The sequence below is a fragment of the Bacillus sp. PAMC28571 genome (assembly GCF_014250435.1).
GTDB classification, from domain to species: domain Bacteria; phylum Bacillota; class Bacilli; order Bacillales; family Bacillaceae; genus Bacillus; species Bacillus safensis.
Genome location: NZ_CP060191.1, coordinates 907305 through 932216, shown reverse-complemented (window position 1 = coordinate 932216; position 24912 = coordinate 907305). Strand labels below are relative to the sequence as shown.

Annotated in this window: 35 protein-coding genes; 2 read left to right on the top strand and 33 right to left on the bottom strand. The window is 46.7% G+C overall.

Features of this window, described 5'->3' with window-relative positions; translation table 11 throughout:
• Nucleotides 1–13 precede the first annotated feature (13 nt).
• Complete coding sequence (nrdF, locus tag H7F25_RS04405) at nt 14–934, bottom strand: class 1b ribonucleoside-diphosphate reductase subunit beta (RefSeq protein ID WP_395960758.1); 921 nt, start codon at nt 932–934, stop codon at nt 14–16.
• A 129-nt stretch (nt 935–1063) separates the two neighbouring features.
• Here nrdF and H7F25_RS04400 point away from each other — a divergent pair, with 129 nt between their 5' ends.
• Nucleotides 1064–1414 carry a hypothetical protein gene (locus tag H7F25_RS04400; RefSeq protein WP_185854282.1) on the top strand — a complete coding sequence of 117 codons (351 nt, stop codon included), beginning with the start codon at nt 1064–1066 and terminating at the stop codon, nt 1412–1414.
• On the opposite strand, the gene nrdE is transcribed toward H7F25_RS04400, so the two are convergent.
• The 20 genes from nrdE to H7F25_RS04300 form a co-directional block, all read right to left on the bottom strand.
• Entirely contained in the window at nt 1397–3451 is a 2055-nt protein-coding gene (nrdE, locus tag H7F25_RS04395) for a class 1b ribonucleoside-diphosphate reductase subunit alpha (RefSeq protein ID WP_260627235.1), read from the bottom strand. The two genes, H7F25_RS04400 and nrdE, sit on opposite strands and share 18 nt — an antisense overlap.
• Before the next feature lie 29 nt (nt 3452–3480).
• A complete protein-coding gene (nrdI, locus tag H7F25_RS04390; protein ID WP_185854280.1) occupies nt 3481–3837 on the bottom strand; it encodes a class Ib ribonucleoside-diphosphate reductase assembly flavoprotein NrdI in 357 nt (118 codons plus the stop codon).
• A complete protein-coding gene (locus tag H7F25_RS04385) occupies nt 3834–3998 on the bottom strand; it encodes a hypothetical protein (protein WP_165783676.1) in 165 nt (54 codons plus the stop codon). Before H7F25_RS04385 ends, nrdI begins: the two co-directional genes overlap by 4 nt.
• Nucleotides 3995–4168: a hypothetical protein gene (locus H7F25_RS04380; protein WP_185854279.1), complete on the bottom strand. Its 174-nt coding sequence runs from the start codon at nt 4166–4168 to the stop codon at nt 3995–3997. The genes H7F25_RS04385 and H7F25_RS04380 overlap by 4 nt, the downstream gene beginning before the upstream one ends.
• Nucleotides 4165–4368, bottom strand: a complete 204-nt coding sequence (locus H7F25_RS04375) for a hypothetical protein (protein WP_185854278.1) — start codon at nt 4366–4368, stop codon at nt 4165–4167. The genes H7F25_RS04380 and H7F25_RS04375 overlap by 4 nt, the downstream gene beginning before the upstream one ends.
• Before the next feature lie 2 nt (nt 4369–4370).
• Nucleotides 4371–4715, bottom strand: coding sequence for a hypothetical protein (locus H7F25_RS04370; protein WP_185854277.1), 345 nt, complete (start codon nt 4713–4715; stop codon nt 4371–4373).
• A 5-nt stretch (nt 4716–4720) separates the two neighbouring features.
• Nucleotides 4721–5230, bottom strand: a complete 510-nt coding sequence (locus H7F25_RS04365; protein WP_185854276.1) for a DUF4811 domain-containing protein — start codon at nt 5228–5230, stop codon at nt 4721–4723.
• A gap of 311 nt (nt 5231–5541) precedes the next feature.
• On the bottom strand, nt 5542–6078 hold the full coding sequence (locus H7F25_RS04360) for a crossover junction endodeoxyribonuclease RuvC (RefSeq protein WP_185854275.1): 537 nt from the start codon (nt 6076–6078) through the stop codon (nt 5542–5544).
• Nucleotides 6075–6272, bottom strand: coding sequence for a hypothetical protein (locus tag H7F25_RS04355; RefSeq protein WP_185854274.1), 198 nt, complete (start codon nt 6270–6272; stop codon nt 6075–6077). The genes H7F25_RS04360 and H7F25_RS04355 overlap by 4 nt, the downstream gene beginning before the upstream one ends.
• Nucleotides 6273–6525: 253 nt before the next feature.
• Complete coding sequence (locus tag H7F25_RS04350) at nt 6526–7575, bottom strand: hypothetical protein (RefSeq protein WP_185854273.1); 1050 nt, start codon at nt 7573–7575, stop codon at nt 6526–6528.
• The gene (locus H7F25_RS04345; protein WP_185854272.1) at nt 7576–10389 is read right to left on the bottom strand and encodes a DNA polymerase; all 2814 of its coding nucleotides are present in this window, start codon (nt 10387–10389) and stop codon (nt 7576–7578) included.
• A 33-nt stretch (nt 10390–10422) separates the two neighbouring features.
• Complete coding sequence (locus H7F25_RS04340) at nt 10423–10563, bottom strand: hypothetical protein (protein ID WP_185854271.1); 141 nt, start codon at nt 10561–10563, stop codon at nt 10423–10425.
• A gap of 153 nt (nt 10564–10716) precedes the next feature.
• The gene (locus H7F25_RS04335; protein ID WP_185854270.1) at nt 10717–11436 is read right to left on the bottom strand and encodes a hypothetical protein; all 720 of its coding nucleotides are present in this window, start codon (nt 11434–11436) and stop codon (nt 10717–10719) included.
• 40 nt (nt 11437–11476) lie between these two features.
• Entirely contained in the window at nt 11477–11911 is a 435-nt protein-coding gene (locus H7F25_RS04330) for a group I intron-associated PD-(D/E)XK endonuclease (protein ID WP_185854269.1), read from the bottom strand.
• Nucleotides 11912–12169, bottom strand: coding sequence for a hypothetical protein (locus H7F25_RS04325; RefSeq protein WP_185854268.1), 258 nt, complete (start codon nt 12167–12169; stop codon nt 11912–11914).
• A 13-nt stretch (nt 12170–12182) separates the two neighbouring features.
• Complete coding sequence (locus H7F25_RS04320; RefSeq protein ID WP_185854267.1) at nt 12183–12959, bottom strand: hypothetical protein; 777 nt, start codon at nt 12957–12959, stop codon at nt 12183–12185.
• A gap of 249 nt (nt 12960–13208) precedes the next feature.
• Nucleotides 13209–13748, bottom strand: coding sequence for a hypothetical protein (locus tag H7F25_RS04315; protein ID WP_185854266.1), 540 nt, complete (start codon nt 13746–13748; stop codon nt 13209–13211).
• Nucleotides 13745–13888, bottom strand: a complete 144-nt coding sequence (locus H7F25_RS04310; protein ID WP_185854265.1) for a hypothetical protein — start codon at nt 13886–13888, stop codon at nt 13745–13747. Before H7F25_RS04310 ends, H7F25_RS04315 begins: the two co-directional genes overlap by 4 nt.
• A 134-nt stretch (nt 13889–14022) precedes the next feature.
• A complete protein-coding gene (locus tag H7F25_RS04305) occupies nt 14023–14553 on the bottom strand; it encodes a hypothetical protein (protein WP_185854264.1) in 531 nt (176 codons plus the stop codon).
• Nucleotides 14554–14835: 282 nt separating this feature from the next.
• A complete protein-coding gene (locus H7F25_RS04300) occupies nt 14836–16023 on the bottom strand; it encodes an AimR family lysis-lysogeny pheromone receptor (RefSeq protein ID WP_185854263.1) in 1188 nt (395 codons plus the stop codon).
• A 344-nt stretch (nt 16024–16367) separates the two neighbouring features.
• Between H7F25_RS04300 and H7F25_RS19460 the strand changes: the two genes are divergently transcribed.
• Entirely contained in the window at nt 16368–16679 is a 312-nt protein-coding gene (locus H7F25_RS19460; RefSeq protein ID WP_185854262.1) for a helix-turn-helix domain-containing protein, read from the top strand.
• Here H7F25_RS19460 and H7F25_RS04290 read toward each other — a convergent pair.
• The 12 genes from H7F25_RS04290 to H7F25_RS04235 form a co-directional block, all read right to left on the bottom strand.
• Nucleotides 16676–17677 (bottom strand): toprim domain-containing protein, encoded by a 1002-nt coding sequence (locus H7F25_RS04290; protein WP_185854261.1) that lies wholly within the window; start codon nt 17675–17677, stop codon nt 16676–16678. The two genes, H7F25_RS19460 and H7F25_RS04290, sit on opposite strands and share 4 nt — an antisense overlap.
• A gap of 112 nt (nt 17678–17789) precedes the next feature.
• Nucleotides 17790–19181 (bottom strand): DnaB-like helicase C-terminal domain-containing protein, encoded by a 1392-nt coding sequence (locus H7F25_RS04285; protein WP_185854260.1) that lies wholly within the window; start codon nt 19179–19181, stop codon nt 17790–17792.
• Entirely contained in the window at nt 19178–19828 is a 651-nt protein-coding gene (locus H7F25_RS04280; protein ID WP_185854259.1) for a hypothetical protein, read from the bottom strand. The genes H7F25_RS04285 and H7F25_RS04280 overlap by 4 nt, the downstream gene beginning before the upstream one ends.
• Complete coding sequence (locus H7F25_RS04275) at nt 19829–20590, bottom strand: P-loop NTPase family protein (RefSeq protein ID WP_185854258.1); 762 nt, start codon at nt 20588–20590, stop codon at nt 19829–19831.
• A 335-nt stretch (nt 20591–20925) separates the two neighbouring features.
• Entirely contained in the window at nt 20926–21723 is a 798-nt protein-coding gene (locus H7F25_RS04270; RefSeq protein ID WP_185854257.1) for a hypothetical protein, read from the bottom strand.
• Entirely contained in the window at nt 21710–21988 is a 279-nt protein-coding gene (locus H7F25_RS04265) for a hypothetical protein (RefSeq protein ID WP_260627230.1), read from the bottom strand. The genes H7F25_RS04270 and H7F25_RS04265 overlap by 14 nt, the downstream gene beginning before the upstream one ends.
• A gap of 109 nt (nt 21989–22097) precedes the next feature.
• The gene (locus H7F25_RS04260; protein ID WP_185854256.1) at nt 22098–22466 is read right to left on the bottom strand and encodes a hypothetical protein; all 369 of its coding nucleotides are present in this window, start codon (nt 22464–22466) and stop codon (nt 22098–22100) included.
• Nucleotides 22450–22761, bottom strand: coding sequence for a hypothetical protein (locus H7F25_RS04255; RefSeq protein WP_185854255.1), 312 nt, complete (start codon nt 22759–22761; stop codon nt 22450–22452). The genes H7F25_RS04260 and H7F25_RS04255 overlap by 17 nt, the downstream gene beginning before the upstream one ends.
• Nucleotides 22761–22943 carry a hypothetical protein gene (locus H7F25_RS04250; protein WP_185854254.1) on the bottom strand — a complete coding sequence of 61 codons (183 nt, stop codon included), beginning with the start codon at nt 22941–22943 and terminating at the stop codon, nt 22761–22763. The genes H7F25_RS04255 and H7F25_RS04250 overlap by 1 nt, the downstream gene beginning before the upstream one ends.
• A gap of 120 nt (nt 22944–23063) precedes the next feature.
• Nucleotides 23064–23903 (bottom strand): site-specific DNA-methyltransferase, encoded by an 840-nt coding sequence (locus H7F25_RS04245; RefSeq protein ID WP_185854253.1) that lies wholly within the window; start codon nt 23901–23903, stop codon nt 23064–23066.
• 138 nt (nt 23904–24041) lie between these two features.
• Nucleotides 24042–24248, bottom strand: coding sequence for a hypothetical protein (locus H7F25_RS04240; RefSeq protein ID WP_185854252.1), 207 nt, complete (start codon nt 24246–24248; stop codon nt 24042–24044).
• 23 nt (nt 24249–24271) lie between these two features.
• Nucleotides 24272–24607 (bottom strand): hypothetical protein, encoded by a 336-nt coding sequence (locus tag H7F25_RS04235; protein WP_185854251.1) that lies wholly within the window; start codon nt 24605–24607, stop codon nt 24272–24274.
• Nucleotides 24608–24912: the final 305 nt, after the last annotated feature.

Sequence of the window (24912 nt, the reverse complement as noted above, 5' to 3'; positions counted from 1 at the left end):
GGAAATCGGGACATTAATCGGCAGGAAAATAAAAATCTTCGTCTTTAAGTGCCTCGACCGTCGCCTTTTTATATCCGTTCCCTTGCATTGAGAAGAAGTCATGCGATTTCGTCTTCGTACTTAGCCCGTTAATCACGATCGGATTGACCGGTTCATCCGGAAAATACGCCTCAAAGCCGAGGTTCATAAGTGCCTTATTCGCGTTGTATCGAACAAACGACTTAACGTCATGCGCCAAGCCGACCGCGCCATACACATCGTCCGTATATGCGACTTCGTTCTCGTAAAGCTCCGCTAGTAACCCGACCGCCCATTCGTGAACATCCGCCTTCACGTCGTCCGTTTGACGATTATAAATTTCCTGCGCAAGCAAGCCGACATAGACGCCGTGGATCGCTTCATCGCGAATGATAAGCCCGATAATCTCGCCGCTCTGCATCATGCGCCCCTGCCCGTAGAAATACAACGGATAGTAAAAGCCGCTGTAGAATAGGAAACTTTCGAGGTACACCGAAGCCACCATCGCTTTGTACAACGAAATGTCGTCGCCTTCCTTAATACCGCGATAAAGGTCGGTGATCAGCTTCGCTTTGCGCTGCAAATAACGGTTTTCTTTAACCCATTCGAAAACGGCCGTAATAGTTTCCGAAGGCGCAAGCGTTAAAAAGATATTCGAATAGGACTTCGCGTGCACCGCGTTCTCCATCATCGCCATGAAATTAAGGACGGCCTTGCGTTGGTGACCGTCTACGTGCGCCATGATCGCAGGCATGCCGGTATTGCCTTGCTCCGTATCTAGCAGCGTGAGGCCGGCGAGCACTTTCATATACGTATCGCGTTCGGCTGGCTTCAGTTCGTGCCACGCGAGGAGGTCGCCATTTAGCGAAATCTCCTCCGGTAGCCAAAACTGCTTGACGTTCTGATCGTAGAACATGGCCGTGAAATTATCGTCTGATTGCGACCAGTTGGCCGCTGTGAATGTCGTCAATTATTCGTCCTCCCTTTTTTTTTGGTTTAAACAAAATAAACAAAGTTGTATAATGTTCTCAGGTATTAACTAATCTTGGAATTGGAGTTGGTATTGATGATTACAAATGCATTTCCAGCCACTACACCCTGTAATTACACTTTTTTATATCCGCCTGCTATTAGTTCGGACGCGATCCAAAAGAACCAACATGCGGTCACAATGATATATAGTCCGCTGTCAAACAAAGCGTACATTGCGATCACAAAAGAGAAGGGGATCGGGTTCACGTTTCCGGTAAGCGGCGACCCAATGACAATTGCGCAGAAGTTCGGCGAAATCCCTTGGGAAGAAGTAGAGATTGCAAATGACAACGGGATATTCACATACAAAAAAGCGCCTTCTTACAACGAGATGGTAAATTACTTCTCAGACAGCGCAACTTAAGCACCCTTCCTGCCCCGTATCTTTAGTGCGCGCATAATAAAGCGTCTTGATTCCCTTGTGGTGCGCGTATAGATCAATCTGATTCAGATCACGCGTCGTCATCGTATCTTTTAAGAACAGCGTAAATGAGATGCCTTGATCGACGTGCTGCTGAATTGTTGCGATCATATCGACGACCTTAAACATATCCATGTCGTACGCTTCCTTATAAAAGAACCAGTTTTGCGGCGATAATCCCGGCATTGGGTAGTACGTCTTCGAGTTTCCGTAAGTCCGTTCCTCAATACGCTCCATAATCGGCATGACTGAAGCCGTAGCCGACTGCACGTACGAAATAGATCCGTTAGGCGCAATCGCAAGTCTATAGGCGTGGTAAAGGCCGTGCATACTTACGTTGTCACGTAAGACTTCCCATTCGAGAGGCGTCGGAATCACGATGTCTTTAAACAGCGCCCGTACTTTATCCGTTTTTGGTCGGTAATCCCCTTCGAAATACTTCTCGAAATACTCCCCGCTTGCATACGTTGATCCTTCGTATCCTTCAAATGTTGATCCCGTTTCCTGCGCCAATTCATTCGAGCGCACCAACGACCAGTAATTGACCGTCGCGAAGAATACGTTAGCAAAGTCACGCGCTTCTTCCGATTCGTATGCGATGCCATTCTGCGCTAGATAACCGTGTAGGTTCATTGCGCCAAGTCCGATAGATCGCATCTCGTGGTTAGCCTTTGCGACGGCCGGCGCGTTTTTAATATTCGTAGATTCTGAGACAACCGTAAGCGCATCGACGGCCAATTTGACGGCGTTCTCGATTGATCCACCCGCCATTACATTCGCGATATTAAGAGAGCCGAGATTACACGAAATGTCTAAGCCGATGTCGTCCGGTTCTCCATAGTCGGTATATTCCGAGACGGTTGACGCTTGACAAATTTCTGAACAGAGATTCGAGAATTTAACGCGACTGATATGATTAAGCGCATGCTCTCGGTTAACGTTGTCTTGAAACATTAGATAAGGATACCCCGACTCGGAGCGCAGCACCGCCATCTTTTCGAGTAGCTGGCGCGGGTTAACCCGTTCTTTACGAACTGCCGGATTATTTACGAGTTCATCGTACATTTTACCGATATCCATTTCGTCTAGATGCACGCCGTATGCTTTGTAGACCGTGTGCGGGTAGAATACATAGGCTGGACGATCTTCTCGCGCTAGTTCGATGAATTTATCAGGCACAACGACGCCGATCGATAACGTTTTGACTCGGACGTCTTCATCTGCCGAGATTTTCTTCGTATCTAGGAAATCGTTTATATCCGCGTGGAATACGTTTAGATACGCTGCGCCTGCACCGCTCCGTTGTCCGGCTTGGTTGATGTGGCGCAATGATTGATCGAGGTTTCGCATGATCGGGACTACTCCGCTAGTCACGCCCTCATAATCCATAAGCGATTCACCTTTTGCGCGAGTCTTTGATAGATTTACGGAGATTCCTCCGCCGATTTTCGATAACTGGCGTACCGTCGAATTCATCATGTTGATATCGTTTAAAGAATCGCCTACTTCGAGCAGGAAGCACGATACCATTTCGCCTCTGCGTTTACGTCCAGCATTTAAGAACGTAGGAGTCGCCGGCTGGTACTCTTGGCGGATCATTAGCTGCGCAAACTCGATCGCCTTGACCCCGTCACCTTTTCCGAAGTACAGCGCACAGCATGCGATACGATCTTCGTAGCGTTCGAGAATCTTTTTGCGATCGTTCGTCTTCAGCGCGTAGTCATTGTAAAACTTAAATGCGCTCATGAACGAAGGGAATCGGAACTTGGCGGCATAAGCCGTTTTATAGACCGCTTTGATTTCCTCGAATGTATAAGCGTCTAGGAACTCCGTCTCGTAGTAATCGTTATCGCGTAGATAGTCGAGCTTTTCTTTTAAATCGTGGAAAAATACGGTGTTTTGATTTACGTAGTCTATAAAATAAGCACGGACGGCCTCTTCGTCTTTCTCGAATTGAAACCGCCCGTCTTTTTGAATCATAATTTCGTTATTTAACTCGATGTGTCGCTTCAAAGCGCCTTCACCCTTTCCGTGAATTGTTTTACGTCCTCTTCCGTCCCTGCTAATTCGAATTTGCCGATCACCGGCACGTCATAAAGCGTCGCAATAACGTCAGCAGCCGCGCCAAAGCCGTCTCCCCAATTACGATTTCCCGACGCCATTACACCGACCATCCAATCGCCGTTATCCTTAAGCCATTCGCTTACCGTTGCGGGCGGCTGGCCGAAGTCGTAAGTCGGTGTTACCAACACGAACGGTTCCTCAACGACCTCGCCCGTCTTGACTTCGCGTGCCTGGCCGCCTAGTCCGGTCTTTGCGATGAACCGCCGTACGTTTCCCGTCAGCGAATAGAAATATATGATCACGGCTGAACCCCGGTCGCGTACGCTAAAAGCACCGCAGTCGGAATAATCAACAAGACGAGGCCGGCGATTTTCGTCGTGATTTCTTCGAACGTCTTCGCCTTTGTGCCGCCTACAAAAATGATGAGGATTGCGAGACTGAAAAGCGCAACGTACGTAATCATTCGTCCTCACCCGCCTCAACATCCATTGCCGCCAATTCAGATTCGAGAGCATCGACTTTTTCGTTCAGGTAGTTGAGCTCGCCTTCTAAGTCGTCGATTTTATTTTCGGTAACCTCAACCAAGTCGTATAATTCGAAAAGTTCCGATTCAATATCTTCGTATTTTCTCATCCGCGCCCACCTCTCCGTTCAATTTCCGCTTCTAATTCCGCAATCCTAGCCGCCGTCCGGTCACGCTCGATTTCCGTTTCGGTACGCTTTAGTTCTAGTCGCATGAGTGCGTATTCATGGTCGCCTAAATCCGATTCAAGGCGCCGCTTCATGTCGAGTAAATTTGCGATTGGTGCTACGAAAATATCTCCGTATTCCATCGTCATTTACCTCCGATCGTGTCGAGGATTTCTTTGATTGCGTAGTATTCCGGGTTGATAACCGCTTTGATTCCTTCGGATAGTATCGGGAATCCGGCAAACACCGGAGTCACAACCGTGAGGACAGCTACAATCCCTACGACCGCCCACGCGCTTACATCAAACCTATCGCGTAAGTGCAGTACGATAAGGACGTAAGTAATCGCAATTGCTATGAGGCCTATTCCGGCAAGTATGTTTGCGACTCCGTTCGCTACCGCCTGCTTAACGAGCACCCCGTAAACATGCTCCGCCGCCACTCCGAGCTTTGCGGCCAATTTGTCGATGTAAGCCATCGCTTTATCCATCCGAATCACTCCATATCGATTTTATAGTCGGTCGTAATCGTGTCTTCCGGTAAGTAAAATTCGTACGCGTTTTTACCCGTGCTCTTGCCGTAGAAGAATCGTGCAATAGCCGATTTATACTGGACGTCATAAGTGAGAACGTAGGGCTTTTCGTAAGAACCTTCCTTCATCTTCGAATCTTCAACTGACGCTTTGCTGATCGTTTTAAATCCGGCTTTTCCCTCTACGAAATAAAAATACTGATTCTCGTCAACTGTTCCGGTTCCCAGTACGAAACTTCCACTCGTCTTAGCGTTATCTTTAATCGAGTAAATCTCCGTTTTATTCGGATCAACTGTTTCCGTTTCGATAAAAAACGATGGTATAGCTGCAAATACAAACACAACGGCGCCAATTAAAATTCCCATAAAAATACCAAGTAGAACATCGAAAAACTCAACATACCCGTACGTGTCCTTAATCACTACAATCGCGACAATTGCAGCAACCAGTAGTGACAGTGCAATAATCCCCATCTATTCCGCCTCCTATATTTTCATTTCTAAAGTAAGGTCATGACCGCGTTTCTTTAACTCTCGATTCAAATTCCGTACATGACTCCGTAATTGTATCTTCGCAATCTTCCAGGCGATCTATGCGGAAAGATACGCTGCCACGAAAAGTACTTACGGTCATAGAAACCGATCGAAGCCGCCTCGCCTTTCTTCCACGCGGAGAAGTTTAGCGTGACCGTCCATTTCGTTGCGTAGCTCGACATATCAACGTAGTGCTGTTCGTCAATCCACTTGCGACCGCTTCCGTTAGCAACGTTAATCTCTACACGCATCTAACCCGCCCCTTTCGGCTTCTCAATTACACCTTCACGAACTAGATACGAAAGCCCAACCGCCACCGCATCCGATTCATCATCCGTACGAAACGTAAAGTCATCCGGTAACGCAAGCATGCGCCTTACACCCGCCTCTACTTCGTCCTTTGTTGCGCTGCCTTTTCCGGTCACATCCCGCTTAACTGCGGTCGGCTGTATCTCTTCGTCGACCTTGTACCCGTATTTACCAAGCGCCGTATCAATGACCGCCCATGCTCCGAACACTGTTTGCGTCGATCTCTTATTTCGACCACCCGTGAAATGTTCGCGGACAACTACGTCAAACGGTCCGTATTCATGCAGAACCATCGTCGTTGCGGCTTCGATATAAGAGTAACGATGGCTATCCGGCGATTGGCTTGACGTGCTGACAGACGTTACGTGAATGAGATTGATACGCGGTCCTGACTTTAGGCGCTTAACTTCGAGGACTGCGAAGCCTGGATTCGTTGATATGTCTAGCGCAAGGATGCGGATAGACTTGGCGGCGGTCACGAATACCACCGACTGAACTCGATTTTCTCCGTCTTTAACGCCTCTGCCGCAAGTTTTTCCGGGTTATCTGCACCATTTGCGATTGCCTTTAAAACCTCCGTATACAATTCGTCTTCCATGCCGTGAGCCGTCTCGTCATCGAAGGCTGCTTGTCGGATAGCCTCAACGCGTTTCTGAACGTCATCTACCGTCATCAAACCGCCTCCTTCGAGAACACGTAAACTGTATTTTGGGTTTGCACGATTAAACTGTTACTCTCCCTCCAGTCGGAGTTGTATGCGTCTATTTCGGTAGTGACAAGATGCATGTCTACGTTTGGAAAATCGACTACTAGGCGCCTACCCAAACGAACGTTTCCGATACGGCATAATTCACCCGTGAAGCTTTTCTTCCACTCAGGCACCTCTTTATTTCCTATACTCCGAACTCTGATAAGTTTAAACGACATCAAACCGCCTCCCCTTCTCTAACCCTCTCGATAAACGCAAGTGCTTCCGCGTACTGCTGCTTGGTGCTTGCGTACATTCCCGATCTGCGAACCTGCGCTACTTTTTCGCGGATGGTTTGTAGTTCCTCGTCCGTCAGCGACTTAGCAATCGTAGTTTTATAGTTGTTGAACGTCCATGCTCCGAGATCAAGCGCCGGCGGCGTTCCCTCATCGACCGCATTTCGGATGTCTACAAATCTATCAAGAATCGCGTCGATGTCGTGCGCCTTAATTTCGATACCAAACGCTCGGATGTCCGGCGACTTATCGAACTCGCCTTCCGGATAGATCCACGACTTCTTGGACGCGTTGACGTAGAGAATGACGTAATAATCGACGCCATACATCGGTCCGTATGTCACGCATTGTGCTACGTGCTTTGCCTCCGGTTCTCGCATCGAATGTAGCGAGGTCTTTGCTGCGGTTGTTTGCTTCGACTTGATTTCGAGTCCGACCCGTAAGATTTCGCCATCTGCCGTCACGTATCGCAGAATACCGTCGCAAGTCCCGTATAAGTAGAACGTCTGCCCGCCGCGCTCGATCTTGTGATTGCGTTTGGCAAAGTCCTCGAATACCGGCGTTCCGTCTTCGTTGCGTTCGAAGTCAAACGGACACACGCGGCCGGTCTTCTTGCCGAAGTGTTTCGCCATAAATAAGATATCGCGCTGGATCATGTCGCCGATTGCCGTTCCCAGGCGCGTCCATCGTCCTTGATATGGCGGCTTGGCTTCGACATCCTTTTTCGCGTTTAGTGCCTTGTGGTATAGTTCTCTCGGGCATGCGTTTGCTGCCGATGGCGAGAAATACGGACGCTTCGGAAATACGTTTGGCGCTTCCGAATACCATCTGTGAATATCTGCGGTTAGGTCGTTATCCCACGTTTCAGGCAGCGAGTGCCATTCGTTAAGATACGATACGAGTTCATCCGCGATTGATTGCGCAAATGATGGCTCGGAAGAACCGTCGTTACTAAGTAATTGAGCCGCTAATTTTCGTTTGTCTACCGTCAATTAATCACGTCCTTTTTTAGGTTTACAATTCTCGAAGTCCCAATCATCCGGACTGTATTCGTCCATCCAACACGGCTCAATTACCGTGTCACAACCTAACGGAAGTACGAGCGTAAATGTATTCGTCATGATATCGTCAAATAGCTCGACTGCTTCTTCCGTTAGTTGATCGTTTGGAGTAGCCGTCTTCAATTCGTCGTGAAGCGTCAATGGGAACTCCCAGCCGCGCTCTAAAACACACTCGTAATAAACGCGTATCATACACATCTGTAATATGTTCGCGCCCGATCCTTGAATCGTGTGGTTAAATGCAGCGCGTTCGCATCCGCCAGTAAATCGCATTAAATCCCAAAACTCCGATCGATCTTCCCATCGCAGTTTATTCGTTTTCTTGCCAAGATCCGGGTCGTTCTTATCCGTAATGCCGCATTTGCGCATCAGTTGGCAAAGCCGTTTGTACTTTTCGACATAGCCTGGGAAGCGTCGTTTCTGTTTGAAGATCGTCGCAGTCCAACCATGCTTGCGTAGGTGCTCGAAAGTAGACTCGACCATTCCTTTAAATCCCGGTAGAATCTCGTCAAACTTCTCGTAAGCAACTCGGGCCTGATCCTTACCGATCCCGAACGGTATAACGCCCTTATAGAACATATCGAATGCTTGACCGTATCCGATCGCGAGAAACATTTGCTTCATAGCTTTACGATAGGCCGGTACGGAATCGTTGGTACCTTTTACGGATTTGTAATAGTCCTCCGTACAGATTTCACGTGGGACATCGAATAAGATAGAAGCGAACTCAACGTAAGGATCTAGCCCCCTGCGGTACATATCCGCAAATATCTCATCGTTAAATTCGGTCGCCATTCTATGCGCTTGGATTCTCGGCTCAATTGACGATAAATCTGAGCCAATGAACGTATAGCCTTCCGGTGGCTTAAATGCCATTCGCACGCGCTGGCCTCTTTCAGTTCGCGACGGGATGTTTTGGATGTTCCGCCCCTTTTCCGTCTTCTTTGGCGCATCTACTAATAGACGCATGTATTCGAGAAAATTCTTATCGTTGATATCGTTTCTGTAAATCTCGTTATCTTTTCCGGTGTACTTTTTCGAACTGTAGCGCCCTGTTGATACAGTTTGTAATTGCGTATGAAGACGCCCATCTACGTCCTTAACGTTAGGAATTCGATTGATGAACGTTCCTAATAACGTAGATAGTTCCGAAAATGTCGCAAGTGGTTTTAGCCTCTCGTCTTCTTTAAAATACAGCGCGAGAACGTCCTTACTTACGGCGCGCGTTTTCTTTTTGTCGATAATTTTCGTCCTATCTTCAATTCCGAGAACATCGTAGATTAAATACTGTAGGTGTTGGTCGGAATCTAAGTTGAATTCGTGTATGAAATCGGGTGCATTCTCCGGAATAGCAGGCGCAAGTGGCTCCGTCTTATATTTCCGGATACGTTCCTTAAGCTGCGTATATTTCTTAGTTGACGGGTTCGCTTTCTGTAGTTCCGCCTCACATTTCGCAAGCATATCTTTCTGTTTCGCAATTTTCTTTTCGCGGTTTTCTTGCCATGCTCGGATTTTATCTCCTTTTATGTGCATTGACATTGAACGTAAGAACTCGGCATCGATTCCGTATGCTTCGTTAATATCATCTATCGCTTTCTGTAACTGCGGTTCATACTCCGATCTGAGGCGCAATAATTCAGCGTCATCGATTACGAAGCCAGTTCGCTCGATCGTCGTGTTAACCTCGTATAGATATTGACGGATCTCAAAGTACGGATAGTATAAATCGTCTATTTTCAACATCATGTCGATCTGCCAGCGCGTTAGGTACCAACCTTTTTCAACGTCCTTTATCGCATAAATGCCGACAATCTCAGGCGAATAAATCATCGGAGAACCTTTTCCGAACAGGTCCTCGAAAGTGTATCCGTCTAAGTGCGTCGTCCCCGTATGTTCTTTGTATTTCGTATCTAATTCCTTAAGGCCAAACGACGGCTCATGTTCGTTCATTAATCGCGCGGCATCTAGCGAATCGTATCGGAATCCTTTCGGTTTCAGCCCGTCATTCAAGAACATCGCGTAGTCAAAGGGCGTATTGTGAAACGCTTTGATATGCCGCGCGTCTTCGATAAATACTCGGCAAATATCGAGTGCGGCTGACCGTGTACATTGTTCATCTTCGGTTAAATGGCCGTACGCGACGTAGTAGCCTTCGTTTAAACACGGAAGCCAAAACGAATAGCCGCCCGACATATCCATAAACGTATCTGTACCGGATGTCTCCGTATCCCATTCCGTAAATGAAACGGCCAAGGGAATTTCGATACCGCGCTCGGCTAATTTGCCGCGAATATGCGTATTGTTGAATAGATCGAATACTTTTCGGAACCACGGATCTAGTTGCTGCGCCCGAACTTCGGCTCGTAATCGCTCGATCATAGGCGCTAGTTCTTCGTCTTTAGTAATAACGTAATAGTTATCGGGCTTCGTTCTTAGCGTCTCCTGCATACGCTCGTGTCGCAAAGATTCGTTTTCTTTTTCAAGATGACGGCGTCCGATTGCGCATGCTTCAGTTTTAGTCAGCTTCGTATTTTTAGTACGTACTAGCTCACCGTCTTTCTGGGCTCGCCATGCCGCTTCAAATTCGCGACGTTCTTTATCGGAGAATTTACACGTTCTCTTCAAGCGATCGAATGCTTCGTCTAACGTTTCCTCTGACTTGGCCGCTTGCTTACGTTTAGCAACTTCGGTCGCCGGCGCCGACTTACCCGCATTTACGTTTAGTTTTAACGGCTTGATTTCCACGTCGCGTCCTCCTTTCTTCGTTAAAAGTCGATGTTATCTGTAATATCGATTTATAAAAGCGAACAAAACGATGTTGATTCCGTTATGAAACGCAAGTCCGTAATTGCCTTGTGTCAGCGCGTATGTGGCTCCTGCTCCGCTAATTACTCCGACAATATAAATAGCTGTCTTCATATATCGACCTCCTCCGTCCACTTCCGCCCATGAACCGTCTCATTTTCTGCATAAAACTCCGACCAGCAGTCGCCGTCGCAACAGTAAACCTCGTGCAGTGAGTCGTAAACGGCAGACTGGCCTTCGTTAATGGGCGCTTGGCAGGCGGCGCATTTAGCTGCGGTCAAAACGTGCCTCGACCGGAATGATTAGCGTTACGTTTTTCTTGTACGGACTCTGATAGGCTTCGTCTGGCATGCGTACTCCTAGAAGATCGGCACCGACATCCTCGACAACTCCGATCGCTACGTAGTCGTCTTTAAAATGAACAACATCGCCTTTCATATACTCGTCAACTTTGCGTCCGATCTTCGCCCATTTCGCTTCGATAGAGCGTTTTGCTTCCGCTTCTTTGGCGGCTGCTACTTCGTCTTCGGTTGCGAGAACTAGTTCGGGTTCCCACATCCAACGGTACTCTCCCGCACACTCCCCTCTCAGAACTTCGCAGTAAAACGGACAAGGCGTTCCGTCATCTTCCAAGACTTTAACAATATCGTCCTTAGCAAGGTCTTGATAATCGATACTATCGACCACCTTCGCATAATCACCGACTTTTAGGCGTACGTGCTTCTTGCGGAATAGATCGTAATACTTATTACTCCATTTGTGCGGATCATTATTGTCGTCTAATATATGAACCCATATATTTTTTGCTCCATTTACGATGTAAAATCCGCCAGGCGTTACGTCCAACCAAGCGTCATGCGATAGGCGCACTAGATCGCCACCCTTCGCGTCTCCCTCAACGCGTTCATACTCCGCACCTTCATACGCTACTTTCGTAATCTCGCCGCCCACCATATCGAGTGTCTTTACGCCTTTTAATGCCGCCATCGTTTCGTCCTCCTTTGATTGGCCGTCCGTCCCGGTAAGGTCAAACCGCCTCCGCTTCGTTTTCTAATGCCGCCAAGAATCCGCGGTCTAAGTTAAGTTTGAGTTCGTGCCATGCTCGGACGCCTTCGTTCTTACGCGGCATCCAATAGTCCGTTATATTGCGACATTCGAACATATACGCTTTAGTCTCGTTGTCTTCAATCAGCACGCCGATAAAATAGTCCGTATCAGATTTCGTATAAGCCTGACCGGTGTTTTTGCGTCCGCTAACCGTTAAACAGCCGCGGCTGTCCCGACGGTCTCGAATCGTCTTGACCTGGATGCGTTTGAATGCGCCCGTAACCGGCTCGGCCGCGAGAATATCGTACGGTTCTTCGGTTTCCGGCTTACTAACGCCTGACCAGCCGGCCGCCATTAAGGCAGCGCGAGCGATCAGTTCGGCGAATTTGCCGATCGTTTCTTCCTTGTGCGCCATCTATTCGTCCTCCTTCGGGATGTGATCGGCTGCAATATCGTCTACATTAGCCATTAGATCGTGAGTATTTGGAAGCTCCCCTAAAATTTGATTTGAGTACCGTGCGTACGGGGAATAGGTTTGGACGTTGTCATTTACTACGTCATTATCTGCCTCCAAAAGTGCCGCGGAAATAACGATCAATTCCGCCAATGAAACTTCTACGGTGACCTTTTTCGATAAATCTAACGTCTGCGCTTCCGTTTTAATTTCTCGCATCTACGAGTCCTCCTTAAAATTCGAAGTCTTCTTCGGTTGGTAGTTCGTCGTCGTCTGCTGCGCTGCCGTCAAGCGATTCACCAATCAGCGATAAGTTAAAGCCGGCCGCGACAAGGTTTTCGAGCATTTCCTTTTCGTCAGCTTCGTAGATTAAGCCGTCAAATAAAGTCATATCGAATTCTTTACCGTCTTGGTCCGCAAAATGCTTACGTTCCGCTTCCGTCAAGTCTTCTTCCATATCGATAAGAGGCGTTAATGAAACGACTGTGTTCGTACCTGAACCGGACTTCTCCAGTTCAAACGCGATGCGGCCGAGTTTCTTTTCCTGCTTTTTAATAACTGCGTGAACCGTCGTAGCCTGCGTTTTAGAAAGGTCGACGATGATCGGTTGGCCTGTTTCAAGGTTAATAAAACCGAGCGCATATCGTTCTTTGACGCGATACTTAGCCGCTTCTTGTTTAGCCGCTTCTTCCGCTTTGGCATCGCCTCGATCAGCTGCCGCTTTCTTTTGGTCTTGATAATACTTCCACGCGCGATCCCATGACGTCAGATTCGACTCAGGAAAGCCGTTTTTGTTTAGCGTGCTCGGATTAGCCGCCGAGAACGAATTTACTTTCTTGTAGATTCCGTATGAAAAGAAGCGAATTAGATCGAAAGCACTCATAACGCGTACCTTATAAACCGTTCCCGTCTTAAAGCTCGCAAACTCGGCGCTATTACCTCCGCTGCCTCCTTCATTTGTTGCGTTCAATGCGTTTAGAGCGTCAGCTCCGCTAGTGTACTTTGTCATCCGATTACCTCCGTTAATTTGTTTTAGGGTTTGACCCTCGCAAAACACCGGTATCTGCGCCCGAGACGCCGCCAGCGCACGGCATAGCGACGCGACAGTTTTACTTAACGACCGCCCCGATATTCTCCGAGCGTCGGCGGTCACTCGCCGCCTTTAGTCCGTCTTTCTTCGCGTAGAAGCGACCAGTACATGCCGCCGATAATGATAGTCGCGATGGTGCCGACGAATGCGAAATACATTAGGAAGTCGTCAAACATAGAGATCACCGAATTTAGAAATCGCCTTGATATCGGATTCCAGTTTTTCTTCGCGTGACTTAAGTGCTGTGTACTCAACTTCTTCAGCGCTGAGCTTCTCGTTAATCGCATCGATCGTTTTCGGCGCCTTAGCCTTAGCGAGATTGACTTTTAAATGCGCAATATCTAGGTTCTTCTCCGCGATTGCGATCTTAAGCGCGCGCAATGAACGGTTTTTGTTTTTGACGATCGTATTTGATTTACGTTTAATTGCGTCTTTAAGCTCTTCCGGCAATGACTCCGATGGAATCGCATCTAACGGGTCGGACATCGGGTAGACGGTCACGATTAAGTCGCCGGCCAGCAACATACGAGTGCGTGATTTAATATGATCGCGTACTTCACAAGTCTGTCCTCGATCATTTTGCTGGGTACCGACATACACAGCCGATTGCATAAGTTGCTGTAGTCGTGATTTAGCGTTAAATCTCTCGTACCCTAATCGTTCAACGGCGCGATCTTCTGCGTGCTTAGATACTCGGTATTGTTTCATCCGACGCGCACCGCCTTAATGGTCGCAGGACGATAAAAGTCAGCCGGATCATCTTCGTGGTTTAGTGCGCCTTCGTATTGTAATTCCGTTAATTTTTGGATGTTTACTACGGGTGGGAAATCGTTTGTAGGTTGTTTCATAGTACGTTAGCCTCCTTAAATTTTAGGTATAACGTACTAGACGGAGGGTTGTTCGCATGGTGTTCGCTTGAAATTCGATTCTCAATCGATTATCATTAAAATACGTAGCGAAGCCCTCGTGCCTAGATACGTGATTATGCTGTTAGTTCGCGCTGGCAGTGTAAACGGAAACGGCGGATGAACTTGCGATGTGCTTCGAAATTTCCTCCTAAATGTTGCGCCAACAACTTGGAGATTTCGTCCATATTCGTACATCCTTCGCTCCAAAACTGTAAGATCATTGTTTTTCTTGGATCGTTCTGCGCCAACAGAGCGATCTTTTCTTTTGCCATCAAACCGTCATCGATAGTCGCCAAACTGTCGTGAGGTTCCCACGAGACATTGCCGTTGTCTCGCATTCCTTCTATAGATAAAGCCGCTTCTCTCTTCGTTTGCTTCAAGTACTTATTCCGTTCCCTTACGATAATGCGCTGAATCAACGCTTTCTTATCGCGACCATTGCCTTCGTATCGTTCCAGCCAGTAGCCTATCGAAAGTAAGGTCCGCTGCTCGAACGATGTTTCGTCGGGAACTAAGTGTGCGATTCGTTGCGATTCTCTTTGTACATACGGAATCGCTCCGTAATCTGCGGCCAATTGTAGCCTATTAAATTTTTGTTTATCCAAGTTCTTTCTCCTCCCGTCCCTTACACTTATACAGTCGCATGTGGTCCGTATGAATCGGGACATTTGATTTAAAGTTTTTTATAATTTTTCTTCCATGACCATATAGTACCAAATACAACTATGTATTTTTTGAAAGTTGAAAAACTAAATAAACATTTTGATTTTAAACTATGTTCGTTTTTAAACAAAAAAAAAGAAGCCTAATGGCCTCGTTATCCTCCTGGTCGAATGTCTGCTGTTTTGTAAGGTTGATCGGCTTCTAGCGCCCCTTCTGTCCCTTTGTTAAGCTGTACAGTTGACACCGCGATTACTGAAATCAATAAAACACTCAATAAAATCTTCTTCAAAATAAAGCATCCCCTTTTTCGTGTAGTTGTAGTTTGAAAATGTATCAATTAGGTACGTAGGTACCCCAGCGTCTTTGAAATCTCTCATTACCAACGCTGAAAAGAAAAAGTCTGAATTGAAAAGGAATTGACGATGGCATTCGAATAACCCTTCGACACTACCTGTTTTATATTTTTCGAGGTATATGTAAAAGTCGTCTTTTCTCTCTTCGTATATCACCTCCTTTAATTGAGCTAATAATGCCGAAAGTTTATCCGAGTCTTTCCTATTAACATACGCTTCGGCAAGAAGGAAGTTGTTTTTTGCGTTTGTGATAACGAATTCAACACCTGTTTTATAAGCGTATTTATAACTCTCTTCGAACAAAGACATAGCGTCCCGCTTACCTTTCGACATCGCGATCATCCCTAAAATATAATTCGCGTCAGAAACTGATTTATTAGAGATGTTTCCATTCTTTATTATGGTTGCGTAGTGCTTTGCTGCACTTAGATTATTCAATCGTAAGAATACAGGCGACATCAACTCAGCATAGCGATGAACGTAGCACTCTTTAATGAAAAGTTTCTTTTTGTCGCCTAGCGATTTGATGCTATCGCCGATTGAAGGTGCTTTGTCTAGGATTGAATGAATTTCACCTTTTCCATAATAACCATAACACATATAAATAGAAGATAATATTCGCAATTCTTTATGCCTACTTTTTGAGAAGAAGCTCATTTCCTCTATCATACTGTCGATACTAATTTCCGCATTGATATACTTCAATATAGTTCGGTAAATCTGCACATGATCTTGTAGACCGAAAGTCTTCGCATGAGTATTGATTAGTTCTGTTAATAAATCTGTATTCCTTGTGACTGCTGCGTACTCCATCATTTGTTTTAAGTAATCATTATTATCAGTCTTTTGAATCGACAAACACCATTCGGTAATTTTTTTATTGGAGTTATTCGGAAATAGGAAATGTGCGAGGATTACAAGTGACCTAAAACTAATTGTCCCATTGTTCCGGAAGTGTGTCATGGTTGATTTATCTGCTCGAATGATTTTTGCGATCTCTTTATACTTCAAATCACTATCTTCAATCAAACTACATAATTCTCGTCTAATCGATTCCAAAAGCTCTGACCCCCTTCATTGTTCCTTGTCTTTTTATATAAGTTGAGTATAATTGAAGTATACTATATATGTTCGCGTACGTAAACATATATTTTTAATATTTTCCATAAATTATTGGAGGTGTCTGAATTGGTTGATTTCTCTCCGCTCTTTGACACTTTGAAAGAGCAAGGTAAATCCAAAAGTTATTTGCGTAATTTTATGTCGTCGTCTACTCAGGCTAAAATTACGAAAGAGCCTGCGATGAACGGCGCTAACCTAGAGTTCCGTGTAATAGAACGTATTTGCCTCGAATTGGACGTGCCTATCGAAAAGGTTGTCCGTATTCTTCCAAATCCGCCCGAATGACGATGGAATCAGCGCGGTTATGTGGTATAATTTCCTTCGTAAAGCACGCATTTTGCTTTGCGGAGGTGTTTATCTCGCAGTATTCGGTCGTCGATTGCCGGATAAAGGAGCTGTGTTATAAACGCGGTTATACGCTTATACAACTCGCAGAAATGGTCGGAATCTCAAAAACGCAGCTTTCCGATTATATAGCGCTTAGAAACGTCCCTAACGTTGAAATGGCGTATTCTATTGCGCGCTGCCTCGACTGCCCGGTCGAAGCCTTATATAATTGGCGTCCTTTATCCGGTAGCAACACGGAGGGTTAAGACAACCTCCGCCGACCGAAAGTTCGGATATTCCCGAACCTTACATTAATACTTACCGCCTCCGCACGATCAACAACTCGCTTAAGAGCGTCCTCACCTTCCGCTATCCATAATTCATTCGCATCTTTGTACCCTTTCGTTATATAACCGTGCGCAAGCCTGACTTTGCCGCGCATCTTTAGCTCGACCTCCTTCCGCAATTTCTCACCGGCTTCATCGTTGTCAGATACTACTATTAAATATTCGATCGGTGACTGCGCAATTATGTCCGCCTTTTGGTCGGAAAATTTACTGCCGCCTGTCGCAATGCCGCAAAAGCCTGCCGTACGCCACGAAAGCGCATCGATTTCAGCCTCGGCTAGAACCGCTACTTTGGCGCGATCCGCATAAACGGTTTCTATGCCGTAAATTAACTCGCGTATAGGCCAGCCTCCTTTAGCGTACCAAAAAGCTTTATTACGGGTCGATCGGTATTTTATGTTTGCCAGTCGCTTATTAGGCAACCGCCACGGTATCACTACCGTTTGTCCGACCATGCCTACGCCTGCTTTGCGCTGGATTTCTTCGCTTATGCCGCGATTAGTTAAGTAAGCATTAGGGCCGATCTTGACGCCGTCCAGTAAAGTCTCGGCTAATGGACGTCTAGGCTCAACGATTTTCAAACGTGGAACACGGAGTTTCAAGCGCGTTTCACCTTCACCAGTACCATAAGTCTCGGCGAGGTAATAAGACGTCTCTCCCTCGGTTTCTTCTCGTAGGAACGCAAGTAATTTAATAAAGCCGCCACGTTCGCCTGTGCCGCTGTCTCCGAAATAGCCGGCTTTTGCGGTCGAAGTGTCTTCGTAGTAAACGTAAAAACTAGGAGTCCGATCGTCGCGAAAAGGACTTGCCGCCGTTAAACGGTCAGAATGCCAAGTCGGCCTATCCCATTCGAATCGCTCTAATTCTTCGCGTATGTCGACGTCCGTAGGAACGCCATTGATCGTAATGATCGACATGTGTATACGAGCCCCTTTCGTTATATTACACTAAACCAATCGACATTGTAGTCGTAATTTGTCGAAAATATTCAGAATTTTGCAGTGTAATTCATGGTAAGGATTCCAGTTTTTAGAACCCGAAAGCCGCTAAATCCGTTTCCTCAGCCGCTACTTGTTTAATTAAGCCGACTTGTGGCAAATAAACGATCTCTACGACTTCATCTTCGCCCCCATCGCGCCCCTTATTTACGCCAATTAACCCGCGTCCTTCTCTTGCGTTCGTATCAACCGGAATTAATACCGCAGCATCTTCTAGTAAGGACGATGTTTTCTTGACGTCTTTACGCTTCGGCAACTTGATCTCGCGATTGCCTAAGTCGTCCTCAGTCGTGTCATCTTCTCCGGCTTGTGTAATGGCGAAAATGACAACGTCCATTGTTCCGGCTAAACGGCGCATCTTTTTGGACGTATCGGCTGCAGCACCGCCTGTCGTTTTATTCGAGTTCGATTCGTAATCGAGGTAATAGAACGGATCGATCATAACAACGTCTGCCTTCGTTTGTTCAATATCCGCTTTGAGATCGCGCAGAGAACGAGAATCGAAGTCTTTGTCGTCTACGGCACGAACCGTAATGGACCCGGCAATAATCGTATTTAACGTCGCGATGAATTCCATAAAGCCAGCCTCGAACTCTTCCGATAACTTGCCTTGGCGGACGTCCCTCGAATCAAAGCCGGCTTCCATTTGCTGGCCATCGATTTCGGTTAAAGCAACGCCTTGATCTCCGGAAAGTGATACGTAGATACGCACGAGGACCTCAAACCATCCCATCTCCATCGACCATATAAGTACGTTAGCGCCTTGAATTGCGCAATTAATGACTTCTTCGAGTGTGATCGCTGACTTGCCGCGCCCTGACTTTCCGTACACGACATACATGTTCGAGCTGACGTATCCGCCGATCGCTTTGTTAAGCGCCGGAAACTTGCTATTCCATATGCGGAAAGACTCGCCAGCCTTGCGTTTTTCGTATTCGGCTCGGAACTTATCGACGTCTGTCACGACGTTTGTTCCCACCGATTTACGAACGCTTGTTCTTATTTTACTCCGTTCCGCGACTTCGGTCAACCAATCAAAAAATTCCTGTGGATTACCTCCGTCCTGTGCTCGGTTGAATCGCTGAATAAATTCCGAATCGGCTTTTTTGACTCCGTTGGCGCCGTACTTATCGTTGAATATTTCGGTAAAGTCGTTTAACGCAGCCGTTTCTTTCGCCTTCTGCGCCAGGTACTCGAACGTTGCCTCGATGCTGAATTCCGGCTGGAATGTCGGCACTTCAGTCGCTACCATCTCGGCTGTCGGCGCTTGGTTTCCATTCTTTTCCGCGTAGGCGCTGATATATTCGAAGGCTGCCCGTTCGCCATCCGTTTGGAAATCCTTGCGAGTCAAGCCGTAGCGCAATAAAGCCGACGGGTCGTTCGTTTCGATTACTTTCGATAAAAGGCTGGTTCCGAAGCTCATCGGCGATCAGCTCCCTCGACAGCCAATTGCGTCATTACTTCGTCCATCTTCGCCTTAAACGCTAAGTCACCCGTCTTGACATACTGCGCCTTGTTCCAGTTGTAAATATCGAGCAAGTTATCGGTTTGTGCCGCCGCATCCTTACGCTCTTGCTTACGCTTTTCCGCCTCAATCGCGCTGAGCTGTCTCGGTGTTTTCGGCTGTTCTTTTGCCGCCATATCATCCGCCTCCGTTTCGTAGTTTATTAGATAAACGGTACTTCTAGCCGGCGGATAGTCTTCGAGGTTGAAGTCTGCCAAGTAATCCTCCGCTACAAGCGCGTTAGCTAATAACGTCATGTCCGCCTCGAACGCCTCCAGCCATTCGCCGTTGATCGCGTCGTATAAGTCATATTCAATAAAGTTAAAGACGGCCTCTTTCGACGTTTCCTCGATGTATCGGGCGCAATCAATGTAGAAGACGCGTCCTTTATAGCCTTCGACCGAAACTAGGTCGCCAGTTTTATAGGCCGGCGTATGGTCCGCAAATTCAAGCGCATCAAGTTTATCGAAAATGGCAAGTTTGGCTGCGCCCTCTCCGTTAGCCAACGAATCCGCAACGAGTAGGTCCCGTAAGTACTGAATTTCCGTCAATGATAGTCCGCTCATTTACAGCCGCCTCCTTTTTGATCCGCCTGTGAAGACGATTTCTCTGCACTGGTCGGCAATACGGTCCGCCAGTCGTCCTTCTCCGAATACTTCCGGCAGATCTGCCATTTTTATATTCGACGTATAAACGGTCGGCATCCGGTTCGTCACTCGGTGGTTAATTATCGTGTGTAAATCGCCGCGAAATCCGTCCGTTGCGTCTCGTACGCCTATATCATCTAGGACAGCGAATGGCGCCCGTTTTGCTGCTTCTAGCGCGGCATAATATCGTTTGGCTGCCGGCTCTGCGATTGCGTCCGGAACTCGCGGTCTATTAAACTCGTTGTATTCGTTTTGCCACGCATTAACATCGAGAAAATAAGCCGGACGCTGGTCGGGTTGTATGCCGCGCTTCAAGGCGCCGATGTAATGAACCGTTAGATATTCGTTTAGAAGAGCCGATGCCGTCGTAGTTTTCCCGGTACCTGGCGACATACTATAGAGATAAACCGATTTAAATCGTTCAGCTTCAGCGTCAAATTGCCGATCGAATGTCTGCGCATATGCATCGACCGCCTTATAAGCTCCGGGTTGATCGGCGCGCGCCGGCGAGTTCTTAAGCGTCACTAGGCGATAGTCTTCCGCCAATCCAGCCGCCCCCGACCGACCGCCTCCGCCATCTAAGCCGTGCAAGCCGAGGTATAGTTCGCAGTGCTTCGTACAATTAACGCCGCCGGCCTGGGCGCATTTGCTTGCGAGTAGGCATCGCGATTCATTCGTCATTCATAGCCGCCTCCTTTCGGTCAATTCGTTTACGTAAAGTTCGTTCGTGTTTTGAGCGCATCTTTTTATCTTCGCCTTTAACGCGAGGCTTAGGGAACATTCCGTCTCGAGTGAAATCGTATCCGCTATAGTTCTTGAAAGTATGCGTTTTAAGCAATCGATGAAGCGTCAACTAAGCGCCTCCTTTGCGTTAAATTCCCGATAACAACCTTCGCAATTAATCTGCTTTGGTACGGACTCTTTCGGAAATCTTTCGCTAAATCCGCAATGAGGACATCGCACTTTTACAGTCTCGCGGACATACTTCCCAGAGTTAGCCCACTTATCCGCGTCAATCATCCGTTTACCTCCGTCCTTGAATCGTCGATAACTACAAGGTTAACTTTATCTACGTAATCGTAACCTCCCGAAGCGTACTCGTATTTACCGCCTGCAATTTTTCTAACCGCATCTTCGTACGTTTGCATACTATATGCCGTTCGCCCTCTTACAACGTCACCCGCACGTACTTCTGTCGGCTGCGGCACGTTAAGGTACTCCGCAGGCACTTCTAGTCCTAACGCACGTCTTACCGCAATAGCCTTTCCAATGTGTGCGTTGAAGCAGTCGTTCGGGGCGCATTTGGCGATTCCTTTATAAAGGACGCGATCGAATCCATACGACTTTCGTAAAGCAACAACGGTTCTTTTGTCTGTATTGACGATAAACTCGGTTCTAGCTGTGAAGTATCGTCTGACCAAATGTTCTACGTCTTCCCTCGCCTTCTCAACGATCTCATCCCGTTTCTGCTGATCGGACTTCGGCGCCTCGATTTCCGCATCAAAACGTCCTTGATCGTAGCCTAGTTTATATGAACGTGTTCTCAGCGCCTTCATTGCGTCCTCGACTAGCGCAACTAATTCGTCGTAGTCCATTTCGTCTAGGTTCGGGGCTGGCGTATGTTCTCCGACGATGACTTCGTATTCGCGATGCAAAATAAAACAATCATCTTCGCCTGTGACGCCTTTATTAGCTGTACTACTTACGGTAAACACATCGCCGTTCTTATAGTATCCCAATGAGAATCCGTCTTCTGTAATCAAAATACGCTCGCCTACTTCTGCATTACGTTTCTCCGTCTTATATTTCGTCATAATGTTCCAGCTCCTTTTCGTATGTTTTAATCGCGATTTCTGCGTGTTCAATCGTAAGGGGCATCGTTGCTTCGTCGGTCATGAAAACGGCATTTCCGACGCGTCCACGGTGCTTATACCAAGCCATCGCAATATAGCCGCCTGTACCTTCGTAAGTTTCCGGAGCATAATCGTTATCAACTCGAACATATCCGAATGTTCCTGCCGACATATCACAACGAGTAACGACGCTATGCTCATGCGCTATCTCCCGTAATTTACTCATAGTCGCGCACGCCCAATTGTCCTCCGAGAAAGTCCCGTTTTTAAACGCACATACCGGATCATCGCCCATCCACGTCTTTCCGCGTTCTTCGCAAAGTCTGCACGTCATACTAAAACAACTCCCCGTAGTTTATTTGCGACTGTGCAGCCGCCCTTTTATCGTCTTCTTCCGACTGCTTAGCCGTCTTTTGCTTTACGAGTAACGGCGGCAGGTGTCGGTCTCGCATATACGAAAACATAAAGCCGAAGTTGCAGCCGGGCCACTGAGCCGTCGGCTTCTTAGCCGCAAAGCATGCGTCGATAAAGTTCCGTACGATAGCCGCCCCATGCTCAATGATCATCGTCTTTAGGTTCCGCGCTTCCATGCCGCGATTATTGGCGACGTATTTGATGCCGTAGACTTCGAGATGGCGTTCGTGCAGATAGACGATGAAGTCGCGTGCCGTCCATTTTTCGATGGGTTTATTTGTCGTCGACATTTTCGCCCTCCATCTCGTTAAGAATTGCGTAATAATCGTAATCTTGTGCATAGGCTTCGTAGAGGGAAATTTTTTCTAGCAACGCCGCAATGCGACCGAGCAAAGCCGGGATATCTTGACGAGCGTGCGCGATGAACTCCGTATCTTCTTTTCGCGCGCATCTTGCAACGCCGAATGTTTGATAACTCCCCTTGAAATTGTCGACTAGAACGTAGTGATTATACCCCTCGCACCATTCTCCTTCCGTAGCCGCTTCGGCACGCTGACGGATCGCTTCAAGTTCGTCTTTAGTCATTACGCATTCACCCCTTCGATTTTGACGCCGAGATGGTTAAGGGTCGAATGAATTCCCCAAACGACTCCCTCAAGAGAACTTCTCCCTAGACTATCCGTCTCCGATCTTTCTATGGACTCCCAAATAAGCTCGTAATAATCCCGCAAAATTTCCGCCTGCTCTTTCGTGATTTCCGGCTTCATTTTAGCGCCTCCTTTGCATGCAAGTAAACCTCGTCTATTCCTAAAACCCTCGGTGCGATTAACACTCTGTCACTATAAAGCCCTTCTACATGTTGCCAGAATGCTTTCTTAACCGTTGTATCAGTCACCCCATATTGCTCTGCCACGCTGATTAGCGTTAGAAAAATACACTACGCTTCTTGGGTAATACTCATCGTTAATATTTTCTATGCCATTAATTTCTTTTAAAGCACCGCCCCAGTTATCATCTTCTTTATTACCACGCATACCAGGTTTCTTGTCTCGTAATTTTCCTTTTGACATTTGAGGATTATATGTGAACTTATTTAATTCTTCTGTTTCATAATCGTACTGGCGTTTTAATTCTTCGTATGAAATCATTGCAAGACCAAATTCAGACTGTATCTTTTCATAAGTTTCTTTGGTCGGTAAACTCCATTGAGAGCTGTTATATCTAAAACAGTGGTCTGCGGACTGTCCTACTCGCTCAATAATAGTCTTCTTGGTGTGCCCTATTTGGTTGTGGAGTTCTTTGAAATAATCCCTTAATTCTTTATAATTAATAACGGAATGTTTCACTTCACTTAAATCTTTATAAAATACAAGAATGTTTTCGTGCGTTTTAAGAGGTTGTTTCTTACAGAGTAAAGGATTATATCCGATTGATTTCTCCCACACAATTTCATACCTAAAATTATTTCGATTACTATTTATTAAATCTGTAGTGAAAGGTTGGCTTCCAAAAAGAATGATAGCTCCATTCCCTTTTATAATCCTTTTGTACTGCTCCCATAGTAGGTCTAAAGGAATAATAGAGTCCCATTCATTTTTAGTTGTTCCATATGGTAAGTCACATAGAATCATATTTACACTGTTGTCAGGTAGCAACTTCATACCATCTAAACAGTCCATTTGGTAAATGCGGCCTAACTCCAGACTCCCTAATAAATCCTTTCCCATCTAATACCTCCGAATATTTACATTATTTTTCGTATAAACATTCATCTGCCTACCATGAATATTCATACAGTGTCATACAGAATCTCTTGCCGAAGATTCCCTATGAAAGTTGACGAAACTACTAATCTCACTTGTTAATTATTTACAGCGTTTTCCCTGAGAAGTTTGGATACCCTTAATTTCGTATAGAACCGTTATCGGAACGTCATCAACGTTTTTTCGTACGGGTGAATCCGACTTTTCTTCGATTACTCTTAAGGCGCGCACCATCCGTTCATTCTCCGCAATAAGTGCCGCCATTGCCTGACGTAATTCTGCGATTTCGTGATCCTTCGTTTTAGTCACGATTTAACCGCCTCCCAGCCGTTTTATTTGTCGGCAGTATTAGCGCCCTCGATCGTCAGTGCCGCCGCTAATTCCGTGCGAAATTCCTGTACCATTTGCGCAATCTCCGCCAAAGACGTCGCATCCGATGTTTTGATCTGCCGGTTCATGACGTCCCAGATGGCGCGATCAATCGTAGGGTGATACGAAACTTCTCGCCAGCGCTCGACAGGTGTCGGGTCGGCGTCAGGGTTCTCCGCCAATTTCTTCGCCCAGCCTGGCGCTTTAGTCGGATCGGTGAAATAGCGTTCATTTACGATGATGTTGTGGGCGTCGGATGTAAGTAGGTAGTCGGGTGAGATCGGAATATTAATCGACATGATTATCGGACTCCTTTTCGTTAGCTTCGACTATTTGCATTACGTCCGGAAAATATGGCTCATCGCGATTAATAACTACGTAATCATTTACCGGCCGTTTCCCTTGAATCGTCCTGTTAAGCATAATCTCGACTTGTAGGTCGTATAAATGACGCTTTTGTTCGTCTGTTGCGTATAGGTCTATTTCGGATTGCTTTAATACTACGTATTTCATACGATCACTCCTTTTCGTTAGTTAATCAGTATAAGTCGGCATATCTTACCGATAAGATCCTGTGCGTCGGGTTTTAATTCGAGCAAAGCTT

Coding starts and splice junctions, on each gene's coding strand:
- H7F25_RS04315 (WP_185854266.1), bottom strand. CDS start 13,748: ATGAAACAATACCGAGTATCTAAGCACGCAGAAGATCGCGCCGTTGAA.
- H7F25_RS04255 (WP_185854255.1), bottom strand. CDS start 22,761: ATGACTAAAGACGAACTTGAAGCGATCCGTCAGCGTGCCGAAGCGGCT.
- H7F25_RS04250 (WP_185854254.1), bottom strand. CDS start 22,943: ATGAAGCCGGAAATCACGAAAGAGCAGGCGGAAATTTTGCGGGATTAT.
- H7F25_RS04320 (WP_185854267.1), bottom strand. CDS start 12,959: ATGACAAAGTACACTAGCGGAGCTGACGCTCTAAACGCATTGAACGCA.
- nrdF (WP_395960758.1), bottom strand. CDS start 934: ATGTTCTACGATCAGAACGTCAAGCAGTTTTGGCTACCGGAGGAGATT.
- H7F25_RS04365 (WP_185854276.1), bottom strand. CDS start 5,230: ATGGGGATTATTGCACTGTCACTACTGGTTGCTGCAATTGTCGCGATT.
- H7F25_RS04385 (WP_165783676.1), bottom strand. CDS start 3,998: ATGATTACGTACGTTGCGCTTTTCAGTCTCGCAATCCTCATCATTTTT.
- H7F25_RS04235 (WP_185854251.1), bottom strand. CDS start 24,607: ATGTCGATTAATATTCCGATCTCACCCGACTACCTACTTACATCCGAC.
- H7F25_RS04335 (WP_185854270.1), bottom strand. CDS start 11,436: ATGGCGGCATTAAAAGGCGTAAAGACACTCGATATGGTGGGCGGCGAG.
- H7F25_RS04280 (WP_185854259.1), bottom strand. CDS start 19,828: ATGAGCGGACTATCATTGACGGAAATTCAGTACTTACGGGACCTACTC.
- H7F25_RS04325 (WP_185854268.1), bottom strand. CDS start 12,169: ATGCGAGAAATTAAAACGGAAGCGCAGACGTTAGATTTATCGAAAAAG.
- H7F25_RS04245 (WP_185854253.1), bottom strand. CDS start 23,903: ATGGGAAAGGATTTATTAGGGAGTCTGGAGTTAGGCCGCATTTACCAA.
- H7F25_RS04270 (WP_185854257.1), bottom strand. CDS start 21,723: ATGACGAAATATAAGACGGAGAAACGTAATGCAGAAGTAGGCGAGCGT.
- H7F25_RS04370 (WP_185854277.1), bottom strand. CDS start 4,715: ATGGATAAAGCGATGGCTTACATCGACAAATTGGCCGCAAAGCTCGGA.
- H7F25_RS04375 (WP_185854278.1), bottom strand. CDS start 4,368: ATGGAATACGGAGATATTTTCGTAGCACCAATCGCAAATTTACTCGAC.
- H7F25_RS04380 (WP_185854279.1), bottom strand. CDS start 4,168: ATGAGAAAATACGAAGATATTGAATCGGAACTTTTCGAATTATACGAC.
- H7F25_RS04285 (WP_185854260.1), bottom strand. CDS start 19,181: ATGAGCTTCGGAACCAGCCTTTTATCGAAAGTAATCGAAACGAACGAC.
- nrdE (WP_260627235.1), bottom strand. CDS start 3,451: ATGATTCAAAAAGACGGGCGGTTTCAATTCGAGAAAGACGAAGAGGCC.
- H7F25_RS04260 (WP_185854256.1), bottom strand. CDS start 22,466: ATGTCGACGACAAATAAACCCATCGAAAAATGGACGGCACGCGACTTC.
- H7F25_RS04290 (WP_185854261.1), bottom strand. CDS start 17,677: ATGTCGATCATTACGATCAATGGCGTTCCTACGGACGTCGACATACGC.
- H7F25_RS04265 (WP_260627230.1), bottom strand. CDS start 21,988: ATGAGTAAATTACGGGAGATAGCGCATGAGCATAGCGTCGTTACTCGT.
- H7F25_RS04310 (WP_185854265.1), bottom strand. CDS start 13,888: ATGAAACAACCTACAAACGATTTCCCACCCGTAGTAAACATCCAAAAA.
- H7F25_RS04275 (WP_185854258.1), bottom strand. CDS start 20,590: ATGACGAATGAATCGCGATGCCTACTCGCAAGCAAATGCGCCCAGGCC.
- H7F25_RS04355 (WP_185854274.1), bottom strand. CDS start 6,272: ATGACGGTAGATGACGTTCAGAAACGCGTTGAGGCTATCCGACAAGCA.
- H7F25_RS04330 (WP_185854269.1), bottom strand. CDS start 11,911: ATGGCGCACAAGGAAGAAACGATCGGCAAATTCGCCGAACTGATCGCT.
- H7F25_RS19460 (WP_185854262.1), top strand. CDS start 16,368: ATGACGATGGAATCAGCGCGGTTATGTGGTATAATTTCCTTCGTAAAG.
- H7F25_RS04340 (WP_185854271.1), bottom strand. CDS start 10,563: ATGAAGACAGCTATTTATATTGTCGGAGTAATTAGCGGAGCAGGAGCC.